Annotated in this window: 22 protein-coding genes and 1 pseudogene; 5 read left to right on the top strand and 18 right to left on the bottom strand. The window is 56.2% G+C overall.

Translation table 11 applies throughout. The features are described 5' to 3' along the window. A partial coding sequence (locus IFT99_RS26150; protein ID WP_206758801.1) for a hypothetical protein occupies positions 1–217 on the top strand: 217 nt, incomplete at its 5' end. Positions 218–320: 103 nt separating this feature from the next. Here IFT99_RS26150 and IFT99_RS25915 read toward each other — a convergent pair. The 5 genes from IFT99_RS25915 to IFT99_RS25895 all read right to left on the bottom strand — a co-directional run bounded on the left by IFT99_RS25915 (position 321) and on the right by IFT99_RS25895 (position 2,610). Next, positions 321–572 (bottom strand): hypothetical protein, encoded by a 252-nt coding sequence (locus tag IFT99_RS25915; protein ID WP_192136157.1) that lies wholly within the window; start codon positions 570–572, stop codon positions 321–323. 180 nt (positions 573–752) lie between these two features. Continuing rightward, positions 753–1,121, bottom strand: coding sequence for a hypothetical protein (locus IFT99_RS25910; protein ID WP_192136155.1), 369 nt, complete (start codon positions 1,119–1,121; stop codon positions 753–755). A 52-nt stretch (positions 1,122–1,173) separates the two neighbouring features. Further along, positions 1,174–1,482, bottom strand: a complete 309-nt coding sequence (locus IFT99_RS25905; RefSeq protein WP_192136153.1) for a putative quinol monooxygenase — start codon at positions 1,480–1,482, stop codon at positions 1,174–1,176. Between the two features lie 138 nt (positions 1,483–1,620). After that, complete coding sequence (locus IFT99_RS25900; RefSeq protein ID WP_192136151.1) at positions 1,621–2,121, bottom strand: hypothetical protein; 501 nt, start codon at positions 2,119–2,121, stop codon at positions 1,621–1,623. 252 nt (positions 2,122–2,373) lie between these two features. Continuing rightward, positions 2,374–2,610: a hypothetical protein gene (locus tag IFT99_RS25895; protein ID WP_192136149.1), complete on the bottom strand. Its 237-nt coding sequence runs from the start codon at positions 2,608–2,610 to the stop codon at positions 2,374–2,376. Positions 2,611–2,995: 385 nt separating this feature from the next. Between IFT99_RS25895 and IFT99_RS25890 the strand changes: the two genes are divergently transcribed. Together IFT99_RS25890 and IFT99_RS25885 are read left to right on the top strand one after the other, a co-directional pair. After that, positions 2,996–5,197: a TonB-dependent receptor gene (locus tag IFT99_RS25890; RefSeq protein WP_192136147.1), complete on the top strand. Its 2,202-nt coding sequence runs from the start codon at positions 2,996–2,998 to the stop codon at positions 5,195–5,197. A 205-nt stretch (positions 5,198–5,402) separates the two neighbouring features. Continuing rightward, positions 5,403–5,636, top strand: a complete 234-nt coding sequence (locus IFT99_RS25885) for a hypothetical protein (protein ID WP_244657077.1) — start codon at positions 5,403–5,405, stop codon at positions 5,634–5,636. Positions 5,637–5,945: 309 nt separating this feature from the next. On the opposite strand, the gene IFT99_RS25880 is transcribed toward IFT99_RS25885, so the two are convergent. Continuing rightward, entirely contained in the window at positions 5,946–7,046 is a 1,101-nt protein-coding gene (locus IFT99_RS25880) for an alpha/beta hydrolase (RefSeq protein ID WP_192136145.1), read from the bottom strand. A 72-nt stretch (positions 7,047–7,118) separates the two neighbouring features. Next, positions 7,119–8,258 (bottom strand): glutathione-independent formaldehyde dehydrogenase, encoded by a 1,140-nt coding sequence (locus IFT99_RS25875; RefSeq protein ID WP_192136143.1) that lies wholly within the window; start codon positions 8,256–8,258, stop codon positions 7,119–7,121. A 234-nt stretch (positions 8,259–8,492) separates the two neighbouring features. On the opposite strand from IFT99_RS25875, the pseudogene IFT99_RS25870 reads away from it, so the two are divergent. Then, positions 8,493–8,803: pseudogene (locus tag IFT99_RS25870) on the top strand (SDR family oxidoreductase); the annotation flags it as partial. 391 nt (positions 8,804–9,194) lie between these two features. Here the strand turns inward: IFT99_RS25870 and IFT99_RS25865 are convergent. The 3 genes from IFT99_RS25865 to IFT99_RS25855 form a co-directional block, all read right to left on the bottom strand. Next, positions 9,195–10,508: a peptidase gene (locus IFT99_RS25865; RefSeq protein ID WP_192136141.1), complete on the bottom strand. Its 1,314-nt coding sequence runs from the start codon at positions 10,506–10,508 to the stop codon at positions 9,195–9,197. A 22-nt stretch (positions 10,509–10,530) separates the two neighbouring features. After that, positions 10,531–11,760 (bottom strand): hypothetical protein, encoded by a 1,230-nt coding sequence (locus tag IFT99_RS25860; protein ID WP_244657076.1) that lies wholly within the window; start codon positions 11,758–11,760, stop codon positions 10,531–10,533. Between the two features lie 136 nt (positions 11,761–11,896). Next, entirely contained in the window at positions 11,897–12,553 is a 657-nt protein-coding gene (locus tag IFT99_RS25855; protein WP_192136137.1) for an O-methyltransferase, read from the bottom strand. A gap of 151 nt (positions 12,554–12,704) precedes the next feature. Between IFT99_RS25855 and IFT99_RS25850 the strand changes: the two genes are divergently transcribed. Further along, the gene (locus IFT99_RS25850) at positions 12,705–13,376 is read left to right on the top strand and encodes a TetR/AcrR family transcriptional regulator (protein WP_192136135.1); all 672 of its coding nucleotides are present in this window, start codon (positions 12,705–12,707) and stop codon (positions 13,374–13,376) included. A gap of 148 nt (positions 13,377–13,524) precedes the next feature. Here the strand turns inward: IFT99_RS25850 and IFT99_RS25845 are convergent, their stop codons facing one another. The 8 genes from IFT99_RS25845 to IFT99_RS25810 all read right to left on the bottom strand — a co-directional run bounded on the left by IFT99_RS25845 (position 13,525) and on the right by IFT99_RS25810 (position 16,072). After that, on the bottom strand, positions 13,525–13,893 hold the full coding sequence (locus IFT99_RS25845) for a hypothetical protein (protein ID WP_192136133.1): 369 nt from the start codon (positions 13,891–13,893) through the stop codon (positions 13,525–13,527). A 90-nt stretch (positions 13,894–13,983) separates the two neighbouring features. Continuing rightward, the gene (locus IFT99_RS25840) at positions 13,984–14,190 is read right to left on the bottom strand and encodes a hypothetical protein (protein WP_244657075.1); all 207 of its coding nucleotides are present in this window, start codon (positions 14,188–14,190) and stop codon (positions 13,984–13,986) included. Positions 14,191–14,200: 10 nt separating this feature from the next. Further along, entirely contained in the window at positions 14,201–14,464 is a 264-nt protein-coding gene (locus IFT99_RS25835) for a hypothetical protein (protein WP_192136131.1), read from the bottom strand. Positions 14,465–14,561: 97 nt separating this feature from the next. Then, positions 14,562–14,798, bottom strand: coding sequence for a hypothetical protein (locus tag IFT99_RS25830; protein WP_192136129.1), 237 nt, complete (start codon positions 14,796–14,798; stop codon positions 14,562–14,564). 125 nt (positions 14,799–14,923) lie between these two features. Beyond that, the gene (locus tag IFT99_RS25825; protein ID WP_192136127.1) at positions 14,924–15,139 is read right to left on the bottom strand and encodes a hypothetical protein; all 216 of its coding nucleotides are present in this window, start codon (positions 15,137–15,139) and stop codon (positions 14,924–14,926) included. Between the two features lie 12 nt (positions 15,140–15,151). After that, positions 15,152–15,331: a zinc ribbon domain-containing protein gene (locus IFT99_RS25820; protein ID WP_192136125.1), complete on the bottom strand. Its 180-nt coding sequence runs from the start codon at positions 15,329–15,331 to the stop codon at positions 15,152–15,154. 226 nt (positions 15,332–15,557) lie between these two features. Beyond that, a complete protein-coding gene (locus IFT99_RS25815) occupies positions 15,558–15,809 on the bottom strand; it encodes a hypothetical protein (RefSeq protein ID WP_192133369.1) in 252 nt (83 codons plus the stop codon). Positions 15,810–15,820: 11 nt separating this feature from the next. Then, entirely contained in the window at positions 15,821–16,072 is a 252-nt protein-coding gene (locus tag IFT99_RS25810) for an antirestriction protein ArdR (RefSeq protein WP_192136123.1), read from the bottom strand. Positions 16,073–16,410 lie beyond the last annotated feature (338 nt).

Raw genomic sequence — 16,410 nt, 5'->3', positions numbered from 1 at the left:
TACTACAGTCCTTCATTCTTATGGCAATGACGGCTTACCGAGCGCCGAGGTCACCGCCTTTCAGGCGGCTGATGCGCGACTCAAGTATCAGAAAGCGCGCATTGAGTACGACCCCAAGGGCTGCGCCCGTTACCAAGGTGTTGCACCTGATGGACAACTCCGTAGCGAACCGCTGCTTGATGCCCGATCACAGCCAATCTGTGCGAAAAATCTTTGAGCTCAAAAATTCGAATGGCTCAGAACTCTGTCGTAGTCGAGGCTACCGACGACCATTGAGCTTAGCCCGCACTATGTGGGCTGCCGAGTCGAGCGAGGTTTTCCTAGATACTCGGCCTGATCGGCTGGACCTGAGTCTGCCTAGCCTGATGTGTCTGTTTCAGCTCGGTCTCCAAGGTGCTTCTCATGCTTGGGCTGATCACGTTTTCTAGGCCCAAGGCCATAATCCAGCCTAGGGCCAAAGCATGGTAGTAACTCACCAAGAGATCGTTGGGCCCATCGCTGACGGCGGCAATCCTGTCACGAATGCGCATCACGGTTTTGGGGTTATCCTGCTCGATCTTGATAATGCCCATGGCATTTCCGTTATTTGTGTAGCTGGTGGTGGACAGGGTGACTTGTCGCCGTGGTTACCAGCAGCCATCAAGCCCTCAGGCGCGATAGCCGCTTTTCCTGCTCGATCAGGGTACGATCACGGTATTCCTCTACGGCCACAGCCCCACTCGTGACGGGAATTGGGCGTTGCTCAATTTTTCTTACCTACACAGCTGCATCGCAATGGCATCGAACTCACGGTCAAAGCTAGCTTTCTCTGCCGCGCTCAAGAAACCCTGCTGCTCGACGAACCGATTAGTTTCATTCCGGACGTCCTCTACACGCTTCACCATGCGCTGTGCTTCAACCTCGGTAATGCGACGGCCTTTTCTTGAGGTACTGATATCGGCACTTAGAACATTCGCTCTTACTGAGATATGTGCTTGTCCTGGATCGCTGATCTGCCCGCCAGTCTCGCCGGCTATTTCTTGTTGGTTTTGGATGTCACAGCTTGGAAGATTGAGGCTTTGCTGTGCAGCTGTAGCGGTCAGGCTAAAAACAAACAACGAAGTGAAGAAAATATGTTTCATGACTCATTCCCTTTGATCGGATGTCAATCCCGCGTGCATGGCATACCACGACCTAGACGGTGCTGCCCGGCAATTGATTAAGGCGAATCTGCTGCATGGGCTCGGCTAGGATATTTTCCAGAACCGGCATAGCGTTTGTCAGGGTCGGGGCCTTCATGTGCGCTTGCAATGCCGCTTCATCGTCCCAGCTTTCGTAGGAAACAAAGCGGGCGGGGTCTTCGAGATCCGTCAACAGCGCATAGGCCTGGCACCCAGGCTCGTGCTGGAATTGCGGCAGGGCGGATTGCAGTAGGTTTTTCAGTTGCGCTTCCTTGCCTGGCTTGGCTTTCATGATCGCGACGACGTTAAGAGGTGAAGTCATGTGGGGAGTCCTGGCAATGCCGGCGCCGGAATGGAGCCGTCAGCGCATGAGACATGCCACGTAAGGTATTCATTCAGAAAAACAGGGAGGCTACTGTTACTGCGCCGCCACCCTTTTCCGTTGCCCATCGTGGCGCCCCTACTTCATGCAGTCGCGGCGAGATTCCGGGCTTACCTCGCAAATTTCCTTGCCGTCTTTGCCCAGTTTTAAGAAGTACTCGACCCGTCCCTCTCCTTCTACGATCTTGGTACGTGAGACGACCACGTCGCCAGGACCGCTCCAGCTCGTCCCGAAGTAATGGCCATCGACGTAAACCACTCGACCGTATGCGAAAAACTTTGCCCTCGGCGTCTCGCCCTGTAGAAGGGCTGCCATATCGAGAGTAAAGATCGAGGACGAGTTGGCGCCGGTATGCGCCTCTATGTACGCCAGATCGCGCAGCTCGTCGTATCCGCCGATATGGAAGTCCTCGACCTTAAGCTCAGGGTCCATCGCAGTCGATACCAGGACGATCCTTTGGATAGCATCTCCTTCTGCCTGAATCAGAACAATCGCAGCTTCTGTAGCTCCGTCGTCAGGGCGCAGCTTGTTTGCGGCGATCAGCGCGACGTTGCTCAGGGGGTGAATGCCGGATGTCATCGTCAAGCCTTGGCCGGCAGCCGCTTGGGACACATCTTCTCCCAGGTAACAGAGTCGGTCCCGGTATGTATTCAGGATGTCAGCGCCAGGTCCATGGAGCGGCATGTTGAGGCTAAGGCGACCCATGCGATCCAAGTGCTCATAGATAGAGGCACAATCCAGCCTCACCTTATCCGGCGAAGCCAAAACTGTTCCAGCTGCTAGGACGGCGGTGGGTAGCAGGCAACAGGAGAGTGCTTTGAGCATGTTTTCCTACGAGAAACGGAGTCGGACGTAGCTGTTCGCGACAGCCAGAATTTCCAGTGCTCGGGCTGAGTTCATTTCTTCCCATCCCTGCACGTCCGTGTCTGTATCAAACCCAGCGATGCACACGCCTAGTTTGCGACCTCGATCCATAAACTCACGCAATACCTCACGCTCATGCTGAGCCAGCATCGCGACCTGACACCCGTCAATTTTCCTGAGCGCGTCGATGGTTACTTCGGTCATAAGCACTTCTCTGCTTTTCGCGGACGCGAAAATCGCTATCCCTTTACGACCTCGGCCCGCACAGGGCGGGCGTGAGGGTGCAGCTACTTTTCCCCTTGCTGGATTCTGGTTTGTAACCGGCAGATGGACATCCCAGACACTCGCATTGTCATGAAATGCTATCGACGGGACGAGGGAAACCTTGAGTATCACCCTCAGAAGCAGCGCGTGTGGCGAGCAGGTCTAGGTCTGCTCCTCAAGGGCATTGGCAGAATATGCGATGTGAAAAATTTGTGATTTCAACTGACTATCTCCTGAAGCTTTCTGATATCATTCTCACATGAGAATAGCTCGCATTGCCAAGGAGGCTTCAACCCCTTTCTGATCACCTTCCGGGTAGCCCGTAATGTTCCTTTCGCATCCGTTTCGCCCCACCGTACTTGCGCTTTGCTGCTCTGCGAGCTTCATCGCCAATGCTGCCGACTCTGCGGTGGAGCTCGGTGCTACTGACATAAACGCCGATGCCGTCAAGGCCAATTCCAACACGCTGCCTGAGGTCTATGCGGGTGGTCAGGTCGCTCGTGGCGGGCAGATGGGTGTTCTGGGTAATCAGGACAACATGAACGTGCCTTTCACCATGACCAGCTATACCTCCCAGCTTATCGAGGATCAGCAGGCTGAAGATGTGGGAGACGTACTCCTTAACGACCCGTCGGTGCGCCAGTCTTACGGCTTCGGTAACCAGTCGCAGATATTTGTGATCCGCGGTTTGCCGTTGGCAGGCGACGATATCTCCTACGGCGGCTTGTACGGAGTCCTTCCTCGGCAAATTCTTTCCACGGACGCGATTGAGCGGGTGGAAGTATTCAAAGGCCCCAACGCTTTTATCAACGGCGTGAGCCCCACCGGTACGGGCTTGGGTGGCAGCGTGAATCTGCAGCCCAAGCGTGCTGAAGACGTGCCGACTCGCCGTTACACCCAAGACATCAGTTCTGACGGCCGCGTTGGTGAGCACCTGGATCTTGGCCAACGCTTCGGCGAGGGCAATCGATTCGGAGCGCGAGTCAACCTTAGCCAACGCGAAGGCGACACTGCGATTGATGACGAAAACCAGCGCACCAAATTGTTTGTCGCGGGACTCGATTATCGTGGTGACACCTTTCGCGTCTCTACCGACTTTGGCTACCAAAAACAGCGCATCAACGGTTTACGCAACACCGTGCAATTGGGTAATGCGACCAAAATCCCGACCGCCCCGGACGCCAGCCACAACTACGGCCAGGACTGGACGAATGCCGAGACCGAAGACACGTTCGGCATGATGCGTGGCGACTGGGACCTGAATGAAAACTGGACTGCCTACCTTGCAGGGGGCGCCAAGCATACGCGTGAAACTGGTGTATACGGCACGCCAACCCTCGTAGGTAATAACGGAGTTGCAACTGTGGGCGGCTCTGAGATTCCGCACAATGAGGACAACACCAGCTTTGCAGCGGGGCTTAACGGTCATGTTCAAACCGGGCCGGTCAGTCATCAGATCGCGATTGGCGCCTCCACCCTCTGGACCCAGCAAGAGAACGCCTACACCTTCTACCGCTCGGTCACCGGGAATACCAATATCTACACCACACCTGACCTGCCCAAGCCAACGGCGGTTTCCCTCACCGGCGGCGATATGGGCGATCCGGGTGTCACCGGCAAAACCCGCAACCGAAGCCTGGCCGTTTCCGACACCGTTGGCTTGTTCGACGATAGTTTGCTGCTGACCTATGGCGTACGCCGTCAGCAACTGCGCGTAGAGAACTACTCGTACGACGGCACCACCTCCAACGGCGTGGCTAATCCGGCCAATGATGGCAGCCGTACTTCGCTTTACGACGAATCCATCACCACTCCGGTGTACGGCATCGTCTATAAACCGACTGACACAGTCTCCCTGTATGCAAACCGCATTGAAGGCCTGGCCAAAGGGCCGGTCGCATCCGGTACCAACGTCACCAACCTTGGGGAAGCTTTCCCGCCTGGCCGCACCAAGCAACTGGAAGCGGGTATCAAGCTGGACATGCAATCGTTCGGCGCAAATCTCGGCGTGTTCCGCATCGAGAAGCCCAGCGATGGCTACGTCGATGCGACCCAGCGCCTCTACATTCGCGACGGCGAGCAGGTGAACAAAGGCGTTGAGCTGAGCGTGTTTGGTGAGCCCATCGAAGGCGTTCGCCTGATGGCAGGCGGCACGCGCATGACCTCGGAGCTGAAGAACACCGCGGGCGGGCTAACTGATGGCAACCATGCCATCGGGGTCCCCACCTTCCAGCTAAATGCGAGCGTCGACTGGGACGTTCCTGGCCTGGAGGGAGCCGCCCTCAGCGCCCGTATGCTACGTACTGGAGGCCAGTATGCGGATCAGGCCAATAATCTGAGCCTTCCAACCTGGAATCGGTTCGATGCCGGGGCGCGCTACAAACTTAAAGTCGATCAAAGGGACCTGACGTTGCGCGTCAATGTGGAGAACATCACCGACAAGAACTACTGGGCCTCAGCCAACGGTGGCTATCTCAGCCAGGGCGACCCGCGTCTGGTCAAAGTCTCGGGCACCATCGATTTCTAAGTCGAATGGTTTGCGCCAAGTCCCCTTTTAATCGATCTGGTGCAATGTGGCCTGCAGGCCGGCGCGCCTTGCGGTAATGACGCAATGACCGTCCTACCTCTTTCGCGTGGCCAGATCAGCGGTAGACGCTCTGCGCAAACAGACAGCATTCAGGGTACGGAAGCTGCATGCGTCGTTGTCTTACAGTCAATCTGATGACGAATCTATGAAGTCTTTCTACCTTGACCCCACGAAGGGTTCGATGATCGCTCAGATGCTGCTATTCGCAACCATCTTGAACGTCATTGGCTTGCTCGTGAACGGATCTGTGATTTTGTTGGCGAGTAAGGTTGGGAGCAAGCTGGCTACAAATGCCCAGATTGCCAAGCGCCTTAATCAAATTCTCGGTGCGGTGTTCATCGGGTTGGCTTGCCGCTTGGCATTTATATCCGGGAGATAACATGAATCGCAGTAAATTTGAGTTCTTGGAGCAATCATTTTCGCAATGAGCGCAGCTACGTCATCAATTTTTTCGCAGCCGTGTTTAAGCAAGTCAGCCTCATGGGCTTCCCAAACGTGAATCATACCAAAACCGCTATTCGCGCCTCCGTGAACGCCAACACGTAGATACACTTCCTCACCGGGAAGGCCAAATTCTGGAATATCGGGACACCCTGCGTTCCATGGATGCGCAGACTGAAATTAGAGGCGAGAGGCGAGAGGCTCAGCGCATAGAGCTGAGCCATTTGACAAGGCGCCTATTAGAACTCTATTTCGTTAGATCGGCCTTGACGCGTTCACCTGCATAGGTCTGTGCTTCTTCAGCCTTTTGAACCACCGCAGCAGTGCCGAAAAACTCATGCGTCACACCGCTATAAACTTTTCGCTCAACACTGTCGCCCGCCCCACGCAGAGCTAGCTCCAGCTGCGCCCCGTCATCACGTAACGGATCAATTTCCGCGTTGATGATGGTCACTGGCGGTAGGCCTTTGAGATCCGCATGCACCAGGTCTATACGGGGATCCTTGGCGTCTGCAGGACTTTTCGTCACGTGGGCAATGAACCACAACATCATCGGACGATTCAGAGGAATCGCATCGGCATACTTGAGGTAGGACTCTGTTTCAGTACTGGACTGGGCTACCGGATACACCGCGAGGACGTGTTTAGGTGCGGTTAGTCCAGCCTTGTGGACGTCTACGGCAGTAGCGACCGCAAGGTTGCCCCCGGCGCTTTCACCTGCCAAGGCAAGACGCTTTGGATCGCCATTCAGTGAGGCGGCATTACTCGTCAACCAACGATAGGCTGCCACCGCGTCATCGTGCGCAGCAGGGAATTTATGCTCGGGCGCCAAGCGGTAATCCACAGACACGACGATGGCGTTGGCCTTTTTGGATAACCCACGCGCGCCGCCGTCGTAAACCTTGCGATCCGCGAACACCCAGCCCCCACCATGGAAATAGAGTATGACTGGGAACGGGCCTGTCCCCTCGGGGGTGTATACCGTGGCAGGCAAAGAGCCCGCCGCCCCAGGCAAAGTCGTATCGCGGCTAGTGACACCTGGCACGAGCGTGGTCGGCGTGCTGTCCTTTTTCTGATCTGCCAGAACCCCCTTCACAGCATCCGCAATCGTGGGCTGAAGCCGCGCCTCGGTCGGTGTCGTTTTCTCTACAGCCTTGGCATCGAAACTCGCATATTTGTTGAGCACCTTCTGCATGTCCGAGTCAGTACGGAACATGCTTTTAGTCCCGCCCACAGCGAGCTCGGAGACAGAATGCTTTTCAGGGTCTCGTGCGCACCCGGCCAGCAAGACGACGACGGCACCAACAGCGGAGGCAAGCACCAGCATTTTGTTGTTAAGTCTGATCATGTGTAGCTCCAAGTAATCGTGGAAGGATCCGCCGTTAAGACGCCTGCTTCCCGGCCGATCCTTCAAAAAAAATCATGCAGCAGGTTTAAGGATGACCTTTGTCCATCCTTCATCACGTGCGTCGAAATGCTTGTAGGCTTCAGGGCCTTGCTCAAGTTTCAGACTGTGAGAAATGATCTGCGAAGGGGATGCACGCCCGTGGTGAATAAGCTCGGCAAGGCGGCGATTATAAGCTTTTACATTGGCCTGGCCGGTGCGCAACTGCTGGCCTTTAAACCAGAATGCGCCGAAGTCGAACGCCATCTTGCCTTCCTTCGCGAGCTCGTTTTTGGCACCAGGATCCTGGGGTACAAAAACTCCCACGGCGCCAATTCCACCCGTTGCCTTGGTCGAAGCAACAAGGTTGTTCATCGTGAGGTGGTTTGCCTCATGGCCATGGTTATCGCAGCACTGATAACCCACGCATTCACAGCCACGGTCAGTACCTTTACCGTGCGTCAGGTTGAGAATTTGATCAACCGCTTCCTGTTCCAGGGAGTTGATCGGAGTGGCTCCCAGCTTCGCGGCAAGTGCCAATCGATCCGGGTGGTTATCCACTACAAACACCTGAGACGCGCCCTTGATCATGGCCGAGTGAGCAGCCATCAAGCCGACCGGGCCAGCGCCGTAGATGGCAATACTTTCGCCTGGAAGCAGCCCAGCCAACTCAGTAGCGTGCCACCCTGTTGGAAAAATGTCGGAGAGCATGACGTAGTCATCTTCCTTTTCCTGGGCATCTTCGGGGAGTACGAGGCAGTTGAAGTCGGCATATGGGACACGCAGTAACTCAGCTTGGCCACCCTGATACGGTCCCATTTCCGCAAAGCCATAGGCAGCACCAGCGCTGCCCGGATTGGCCGTCAGGCAAAAGCCAGTAAGGCCTTTTTCACAGTTCTCGCAGAAGCCACAGCCAATATTGAATGGCAGGCACACCCGATCACCTATCTTGACCCGATCAACTCCAGCTCCAACCGCGATCACTTCTCCCAGATTCTCGTGGCCGAACACTCGGCCAGTCTCGAATGAGGTGCGCCCTTCGTACATATGCAAATCCGACCCGCATATGTTCGTTGTGGTGACGCGCACAACAGCGTCAGTAGGTTTCTCCACTCTCGCGTCCGGGACATTTTGAATGCTGACGTCACGAGGGCCGTTATAGACAATTGCTTTCATTTCGCTCTCCTGGCAGGGCTTGAATGTTTCGCGTGTTCACCCAACATCAGTCCGGGGCGCGATGATCTTCGTTCAAGGAATATCAAATGAGAGCGGACGAAAGGCCGTTTTTTTGTGCCTCGGTTTGTGAGTTGGCCGAGTGCAACCCTTTGCCGAAAAATCTTGAACCGCCCGTTATTCAGGCCAGTCGGAATTTCATGCAGCCCATTTCATATTAAGGAACGCGATCATGAAATCTGCCCGACTCCTCTGTTTGACGACCAACCGCAAGCTGCCCCTGGCAGCCAGCAACACCAGCAACAGATGTACCCTGTTCCCGACTGTGGCGAAGAGAGCTACGTCGGGAGTGGCCGGCTGGCTGGAAAATGGCATTGACCACCGGTACTGATAGCGGGATCGGTCGGGCAGTGGCCATAGCCTTCGCTCGAGAAGGTGCTGATGTTGCCATCGCTTATTTGAACGAGCATGAGGATGCCAAAGAGACCGCCAATTGGGTCGAGGCGGCAGGCCGTAACTGTTGTGACTGTGTGCTACTGGCAGGTGATTGTTGCCGTTGACGCGGTATTACCCCCATCTGCCTACGTAATGTGGCACCACGCAATACGACTCAAAGGCCAATGCTTGAACAGAGTTACTCAGCACCAGCATGGGTCATTAAACACCAGCAGATGGGTCAATTCGAGATCAGCGGCCACACGCTCAGCGCTTGCGCTTTCGTTTAGCCGTCATGCTCTCCTCCCCGGCGCCAAATGTCCGTCCAGCCCGGAAAAACCTGACTCGCGGGTTGCTGGTGATGGTTTTTATCACCTCTAAGAGAAAATGCTGATCAAGCTAAAGTGATAGAGGAACAGCGACTAGGGGTATTTATAGCCGAAGCTTCATCCACTCTGCCGAGTACTGTCGTCTGAATACGCGCGGTTTCGGTTCTTCTTTAAATTACTTCCGTTGCCGGAAGATCCATTCGCGGATCGGTTCTATCGTGTAGGCGATGCGCCAGGTGTTACGATGGCCACTCGCGCCGGACCCCGAATCTTCCTTCGGGATTACCGTACCCTTGGCGAAAGTGACATAGTTGATCGGGCTGTCCTGAGCATCTATCTTATCGAAGGCGGCGCGGAACTGCTCGGCGGTCCAAGTGCCGTCCCAGCTGGCGCGGCTGATCTTGGCGCCTTCCTGCTCCAACGCTTGGGTGAGAACGTTTTGTCCGGGGAACGCTTTATCGTCGTCCTGCGAGACCAAGATCCACAACTTCTGACTGACCAGGGGCTTCACCCGTACCGGGTCCCATTGGCCTGCCACGAGGAATGTGGCCGCGAAGAAGTTCGGGTACTTAATGTCCATTGCGATCGACATCATGCAACCACCGGACTGGCCAGTGGCGTAGAGGCGGTTGCGGTCGATGCTGTACTCGTCGGACAGCGCTTTGATCAAATCAATAGTAGTGTCGAGTGCGTCCGATGTGTGAGAGTCGTCGTCCGCGATGATCTCAGCGAACTGCGGCGCCAGTACGAACGCCGGACGCTTGGATTGATCGTCCGGGCTTGCCCAAGCGATCGCTCCTAATCCCTGCAACAGTGTAGTACGCGTTATGTCGCTGGTTGCGCCGGCATCGTGCATGAACAGCACGAGTGGATAGGACGTTCCGGGATCGTAGTTCTTGGGTACGAACAGATTGTAGCGCAACGTCTTGCCAGTATGCGGATCGTTGAATTCCAACTGCCGGAAATCGTCAACAACCAGGTTGCGAGCCGTTGTCGTCGTTAGCGTTCCCACGCCTGGCGCTATGAGTGTAGCCCGTGCCGGTTTGTAAACCGTGTCGTAGGTGGGAATGTTGCCAGCGTTGCCTGGACCATGGGTATCCTGGGCCGGTTTGGATTGCCCGCCATCGCTGGCTTGCGGCGGTTGCAGCTTTTTTGCCAACACTGCATCAGCGTCCTTGGGTGACAAAGTCACGATCGCAAAGCGTCCTGCCTCCGCACGATCCCCCGGGTCGGTGGAAGTGCTGGCGAAGACACCGGTGACGGTACGGCCTTCGACCTTGAAGTCGGCTGCGGACAGATCCGCGTTTTTAACCGGCGTGGGGTATTCCACCGCAACCGCGATCAAGCGGATACCGTCGCCAAACACTTTGGTAACCGTGGTAGCGCTTTGCACATGGCCGACATTTTTTTGCGTGCACGCGGTCAGTCCGATCGCAATCAGCGCCCCGGTGCCCGCGCTCAGGATCAAGAAATCTCGACGTGATGGCATCGCATGTTCTCCAGTGCAATTCTCAAAGTGTGCCCATCCGTTGCAGCAGGTCAGTGATCGCCACTGCCACTGTTTCGGCAGCGCCTCGAGCGTAGGGCGAGCTGCGTGCCTCGTAGGTATAGCGGTCGTAGCTGCGTTCGTCTGGCAGGTACTTGGCCGCGCCATCGACCATCGTCACAACCAGGGTATGGGGAAACGGCGAGTCCGCACGGATCTTCGCGCCGATGCTGGCTGCCAATTCTGGCTGCAAGCCTACCAGCGCGATCGGACCGAGGCTTATCAATACCACCGGCACCCCCGTTTGCATGCCTGGCGTGTAGCTGAAGGCAGTGACCGGCCCAGTCGCTGCATTGTGTGGAGAGAATTCTTGAGAGGTCACTTCCACGCGCTCGCGTCGCACGTCCAACCGCGTCACAGGCTTTGCTGAAATGCCCTCGGCAACACGCACAACTTCGCCGCCGAGGCGTTCGCCCAGAATGTCTACCAACGCGAAGCCAGCTTCGTGGATATCGATCCGGCCGACACTGCCGTCGGCGGTGACGACATGGCGGTTGGCCTGGAGATAGGGGGCTTGGTCGCCGGCTGCGCCGATCAGGAAGAGCGCCACTGTGCTAGCGCCGTAGTGCGCTTCGACGTGGCGTGCCACTGCGCCAGCAAGATCAGCGCTGATCAGCTTTCCGCCCTGCACTCGCTCGGAGCCGTCCGTGATTGAGGACTGCACCGCTACATTTATAACGATCGCCAGTGGCCAGCCACCGGAGCCATTGATGCGTAACACGCCGACGGAGGGATCGGCGAAGCCGGTATCGTCCGCACCCAGCCACCAGCCATGGGGCGTAGCGACATCGCGGTTGACGTTGACCCGAGTAGTACCTTGACCAGCACCTATTCGTGCAGGCTGTAGCATCGCAACGGCCTGCTTCGTCGCCTTTCGCAGTGCCGATTCAAAGGCTACCAAGGCAGCTGCATTGCGGAAAGTATCCGTACCGGGCGGAGCAGTGTCTGCGGTGAACACATGTGGCGCCGAGAACGTGTGGCTGGCGCAAACGATGGTATGGCTTGCTGTAACGCCTGCGACCTCGGCAAGCGTCGCCTTCATCGCGCTGACCATTTCCTCCGAGATCGAAGTCAGGTCTATCACAGCGATGGCCATCCGTGCGATGCCGGACTCTAGCAATAGGACACGCACTGCGAGTGGATCGTGTAGGCCAACAAAGCCGTCCAGCGGATAGAGGTCAGAGGCAAATTTCACGTCCGCCCTTCCCGCGCCTGCCTTGAACGCTCCTATTTGCATCTCCTGTCCCAAGCCGCTCCCGGACAGCAGCGTTACCAGGCCTACACCCAGTCCAGTTTTCAGGAATTGCCGTCGTGATGGCATGTGGATTCTCTCAGCTAATCTTCAGTGCCAGCTCCGTGCCGCGCTTGATTGGCAGGGTAACGGAAATGAATCCGTTGGCCGGGTCACGGATGTAATCGAGGAAGTCTGGCTCAGCGTTGTCATTGAGCACATAGCCGCCAATGCGCAACTGAGGCGCGACGACCTCGATGATCTGGCGTGCCAACGATGGTCCTTCCGGCAATGGCCAGCCGTCGATCAGCGCGAAGTCCACCGGACCGCCGAGATCGCGTAGTGTTTCACGGGCATCGCCGACGCGGATGTCCGCGTAATCAGCCAGTCCCGCATCAGCCAGGTTGCGGCACGCGATATCCACCTTGGCCTGGACCAGCTCGGCACCGATCACCTGTCCGCCGCCGTTGTCGCGTACGGCAGCTGCGAAATATAGTGCCGACATGCCAATGGAAGTGGCAAAGTCCACGACCCGCTTTGCGACCATGCTCCGACATAGCAAGTAGATCAGGTCGCCTTGGTCGGGGTGAATGGAGAAGCCGTAGTCGGCGAATGCCTCAGCATCATGGCGCGTAGGACCGTCGAAAGACTCACGTTGCGGATGGCGGCGAGTGGCGTTAAGGCGGTTGATAACATCTAGCACGCGTGGATCGCGGATGGGGCTTGGACCGGAGCTTTGCGAAGTTTCACGTGGCATGTTCAGTTCTCCTCGTTCGATGGTTTAGGCACCAGAGTCAGGCATGCCAATGCATGCTGTCGTCAGGTAATGCGTGCTTTACGGCGTTTCCATGATCTGGCATAAATAAGGTACTTGATCGGTACCGTATTGTGGAGAAGTTCGATTGTCAATGGGAAAGAATCGCAAGTGTGAAGAGGCAACGGGCGTGGCGGCGCCTGTTCGCAAGCCAGGAAGGCCCAAAGTGATCGCGGATGATGAGCGCCGACTATCCATTGTGAAAGGTGCCCATGCTGCTTTTGTCGAATTGGGTTTTGCGCGTACCACCACGGCCGAGGTCGCGGCCCGCGCCAGGGTCTCAAAGCGCTCGATATACGAGGTTTTCGTCGACAAGACCGAACTGTTCGCGACAGTCATCCGCGAGTACCAGCACTTGGTCCTGGACCTGCCACGGCCCGAAGGCGAAAAAATGCCGCTGCTGGAGACCTTGATCCAGATTTTCCGTCTGGATATCGACGATGAGGCCGAGCTCGTGCGGGAGGCGATGCTGAACCTAATCGTCCGGGAGTCTGTGCTGTTTCCCGAGCTGGCCGATTATCTATACGATCACAAGATCATCCATTCGCGCGAGGTTTTGATAGAATGGCTTCAGTTGGAAATGGCGAGCGGTCGCATGCCGGGCGGTGACCCGCTGGTCTATGCGGGCATGCTAATGGACATCGTCTTTGGTGCATTGCTCCCAAGAAGAAGCCTCAAGCAGCCTCTAGAACGGGCGCGCAGGACAGAACACATCAAGCAGCGGTTGGAAATCTTTTTACGCGGGATTCGATCTGCAGTTTCTTAACCTGATCCTACTGGCAATAGCCCCTCAGGTTCGGCAAGGCCGAAGCAACGTATTTAGGCACGAGGGCGATGGGCGGATATGTTAAATCGGTCCCCCACGTCAAAGTCCGCCTAGTCGGGCTTTTAATGGTTACTGTCAAATCATTTTCCTATTCGTCGAGGGAATGCTTGCGTCGAAGATGCTCACCAAGCTGGGTTATGCGTAGCTGTACCGGTGTTTGTTTCCCTTCTCGAATTCCAAAATCGCCAGGCGCAGTGCTGATTTCGATTTCAGCAGCTTCTTTCAATGCAATCTGGAAAAAACTAAAAGCATTGACCTCGATCTTGTGACCACCAGGAAACTCGACTGCCAAGATTCCCACGGTGTCATTTTCATCGTGAAGCTCACCGGTAGGTGAAACACGCACTCCGGTTAAAGCGTGGATCAAGGGACCAGAGCTATCGACGTTGCAGTGATACTGCGGCATCTGCCGAAGTGCGTTGATGTAGCGAACGCTAAGATTTACAGACAATCCCATTTCATTCCCTCGACTGAGAGGCGCGAAATACGCCCTCTGGTACTGCCAAGGCCCGCGACTGGGCGGGCTCCTGGGTGCAGCGAAATTCCCTTAACTCTTTGCTGCTGGATCTTGCGCGGCTGGAAGGCGCTCGTCGCACCACAAATCCAACCCACCGGCGCGGTGCACGGTCGATCCTTCCTCGATCCGCAACCAGTGTTCACGTAACACGCGATAGCGCGCTGCGTCACGGCGCAGCGCGTCCAGCTCGTTGTCTGCGGCCTCGATTAAGGCTGCGGGGCTAATGGTGTTTGTCATTGATCTTTTCCTACGCAGCTGCGTGCTCAGCGACAACGGTGCAGTGATCCAAGGAAACAGCACCCGAAACATCGTCCACCATGATGACTGGCTCACAGGACATGACGAATGCCCTGCCGCAGGTTTTGGTCTGGATCGTATCCCCAGACCCAAGGCGCTCTTCGTAAATGACGGTGACACCTTCCTGGTGCTCGGCATTCCAGTCATAGCATTGAACCTTAGCGGCGGCTTCCTGCTGGCGAAGGGTCATGTTTTTGGGTTTCGGTAGCGGCATGTCTCAGTCCTTCGATTAGGTAGATGCCAAAATGGCGTCCTCTATACAGCCTCGGCCCAGCGCGAGGGCTGGGCTTGGGCGTTGCTGTTTTTTTCCTTCAACCTTCGGTACGTCGCGCCAATGCGCGTTGCATGTACTCAATAGCCTTTTCCAGATTCGCGACTGCATAATCGGGACACGGTGTTGAGCTTCGCTTTTCAGGATCGTTGAGCCACGACCGAACGGTTCTCGCCGAGCATGGCCGGGACGTCACCGCTGCAATCAGTTCAGCGCTTTTGGCCTGCGTGATGCCATAGGCATCCAGCAGTTGCAGATAACGTGTGCGATTGTCCACGCATCCCTCACTTATCAGTTATAGGCAATCTTGCCTACCCAAGAGAATAGGCAAGACTGCCTACTCTTTCTACTGACGCGGCCCCGGTTTTAGGCCGGGGCTTGGGGTGCAGCTGAGCGTTTTCCTTACTTCAATGCTTTGTTCAGACCGTCACGCAGACAGTGCGCTTGATCCTGATAAATCTCGGAGCGCTCCAGAACCTGGCCGCTAGCATTTGTCACCTGACAAACGCAGTCCCCAGAAAAAACCTCGTCAACCAGCAGTTCAAGCATCCGGCTCTCATCAACTTGAACGCTGAAAACCAGTTCAAAACCTTCTAAGTCTTCCTGAAAGATGCTCATCAATGTTTTCCGTTATTCGGGTAGATCGGTGGCCAGCTCAACGCCGCCGCCCCATTCGGCCAGCACTTCGGCACCGCACATCGAGCAGGCCGCCGTCAGCTCGTGCGCCGTTTCTTCCAGATGCAGCTGGCCGTTCTGGCCGCACTTAGCGCAGTGGTACACATACAGCACAAGCGGGGTCGTAGTGGCCATGTCGTTTTCCTACCGTGCTGGAGCCGGTCGATCACCCCGGCCTGAAAGATGATTTGCGCGATCCAGCCAGAATTGAGCCTTCTGAAAGCAGCGCTCTGCTTTCGTCACTCGGCCAGCCTCAGCGGCTTGGTTGCCGTCTGCAAGCCATTGGCTTGCCCTTGTCTCGGCATCTAGCACGCGGTCGGCCAGCGGCGCTTTAGGGGCCTTGGTGGGCATGGTCCTGTTCCTACTTGTTGTCCAAGACAGCGGCAACCCAGCATTTCGCGCCGTTACATTCATCACCGCCTTCGGCAATGAAAATGTGATCTATTTCATTCACAGCGTATACGCCTGGGCTCTCATCGCTCGCATCACGCAAGGAATCCTTCCAGCCGTACACCGCGCCTTGCCAGATCAGCACGACGCCGCCACGGTGATCCTGGTTAGCATTCCGCCATTTTCTGGCAGTTGCACGAAGCGCTTCACTAAGATTGGTCACGGCTGATTTTCCTATTCCTGATCGGGGTCAACAGCGACCCACGCTTTCGCCCCGTTGTAGTCGTCGCCACCTTCGGCCTTGAAGACCAGTCCGGCCTTGTCCACCGCGTAGACGCCAGGGCGCTCGCTTGCCGGATCACGCAATTCATTCTTCCAGCCGTACACATCCCCCTCCCACACCAGCACGACGCCGCCACGGTGCCCCTGGTTGCCTGCTCGCCACTTGGCAGCGGTTGCGCGTAGCGCCTCGATCAGTTGTGTCATGGTCGTTTTCCTATTTGGATTTGCTTGGCAAGCGGGTATAGGCGGAAAGCGGTAAATCTGACCCTAATCAAGCATCCCAGCTGCGGCGTGGCAGCGCAGTTTCCGGTAGCCTTGACGAAGGCCAAGGCCTGACTCTTCCAAGATCGATTAGACTAGTAAATTGTTCAGCAACATCCTTAACCATGGGAAGCCCTGATGAAAGCACTGTTATTTATTCTCTCTTCAGCTTTGATCGCAGGCTGTGCGCAATCTAAGCCAGCTACTACAGTCCTTCATTCTTATGGCAATGACGGCTTACCGAGCGCCGAGGTCACCGCCTTTCAGGCGGCTGATGCGCG

This window comes from Pseudomonas sp. CFBP 8772 (genome assembly GCF_014841665.1).
Classification (GTDB): domain Bacteria; phylum Pseudomonadota; class Gammaproteobacteria; order Pseudomonadales; family Pseudomonadaceae; genus Aquipseudomonas; species Aquipseudomonas graminis_B.
The sequence above is the reverse complement of the archived record's forward strand: the minus strand, read 5'-3'. Positions and strand labels throughout refer to the sequence as shown.

Excerpts from the sequence above, each read along its gene's own strand:
- IFT99_RS25915 (WP_192136157.1), bottom strand. The coding sequence starts at position 572 with ATGGGCATTATCAAGATCGAGCAGGATAACCCCAAAACCGTGATGCGC.
- IFT99_RS25910 (WP_192136155.1), bottom strand. The coding sequence starts at position 1,121 with ATGAAACATATTTTCTTCACTTCGTTGTTTGTTTTTAGCCTGACCGCT.
- IFT99_RS25905 (WP_192136153.1), bottom strand. The coding sequence starts at position 1,482 with ATGACTTCACCTCTTAACGTCGTCGCGATCATGAAAGCCAAGCCAGGC.
- IFT99_RS25900 (WP_192136151.1), bottom strand. The coding sequence starts at position 2,121 with ATGACATCCGGCATTCACCCCCTGAGCAACGTCGCGCTGATCGCCGCA.
- IFT99_RS25895 (WP_192136149.1), bottom strand. The coding sequence starts at position 2,610 with ATGACCGAAGTAACCATCGACGCGCTCAGGAAAATTGACGGGTGTCAG.
- IFT99_RS25890 (WP_192136147.1), top strand. The coding sequence starts at position 2,996 with ATGTTCCTTTCGCATCCGTTTCGCCCCACCGTACTTGCGCTTTGCTGC.
- IFT99_RS25885 (WP_244657077.1), top strand. The coding sequence starts at position 5,403 with ATGAAGTCTTTCTACCTTGACCCCACGAAGGGTTCGATGATCGCTCAG.
- IFT99_RS25880 (WP_192136145.1), bottom strand. The coding sequence starts at position 7,046 with ATGATCAGACTTAACAACAAAATGCTGGTGCTTGCCTCCGCTGTTGGT.
- IFT99_RS25875 (WP_192136143.1), bottom strand. The coding sequence starts at position 8,258 with ATGAAAGCAATTGTCTATAACGGCCCTCGTGACGTCAGCATTCAAAAT.
- IFT99_RS25865 (WP_192136141.1), bottom strand. The coding sequence starts at position 10,508 with ATGCCATCACGTCGAGATTTCTTGATCCTGAGCGCGGGCACCGGGGCG.
- IFT99_RS25855 (WP_192136137.1), bottom strand. The coding sequence starts at position 12,553 with ATGCCACGTGAAACTTCGCAAAGCTCCGGTCCAAGCCCCATCCGCGAT.
- IFT99_RS25850 (WP_192136135.1), top strand. The coding sequence starts at position 12,705 with ATGGGAAAGAATCGCAAGTGTGAAGAGGCAACGGGCGTGGCGGCGCCT.
- IFT99_RS25845 (WP_192136133.1), bottom strand. The coding sequence starts at position 13,893 with ATGGGATTGTCTGTAAATCTTAGCGTTCGCTACATCAACGCACTTCGG.
- IFT99_RS25840 (WP_244657075.1), bottom strand. The coding sequence starts at position 14,190 with ATGACAAACACCATTAGCCCCGCAGCCTTAATCGAGGCCGCAGACAAC.
- IFT99_RS25835 (WP_192136131.1), bottom strand. The coding sequence starts at position 14,464 with ATGCCGCTACCGAAACCCAAAAACATGACCCTTCGCCAGCAGGAAGCC.
- IFT99_RS25825 (WP_192136127.1), bottom strand. The coding sequence starts at position 15,139 with ATGAGCATCTTTCAGGAAGACTTAGAAGGTTTTGAACTGGTTTTCAGC.
- IFT99_RS25820 (WP_192136125.1), bottom strand. The coding sequence starts at position 15,331 with ATGGCCACTACGACCCCGCTTGTGCTGTATGTGTACCACTGCGCTAAG.
- IFT99_RS25810 (WP_192136123.1), bottom strand. The coding sequence starts at position 16,072 with ATGACACAACTGATCGAGGCGCTACGCGCAACCGCTGCCAAGTGGCGA.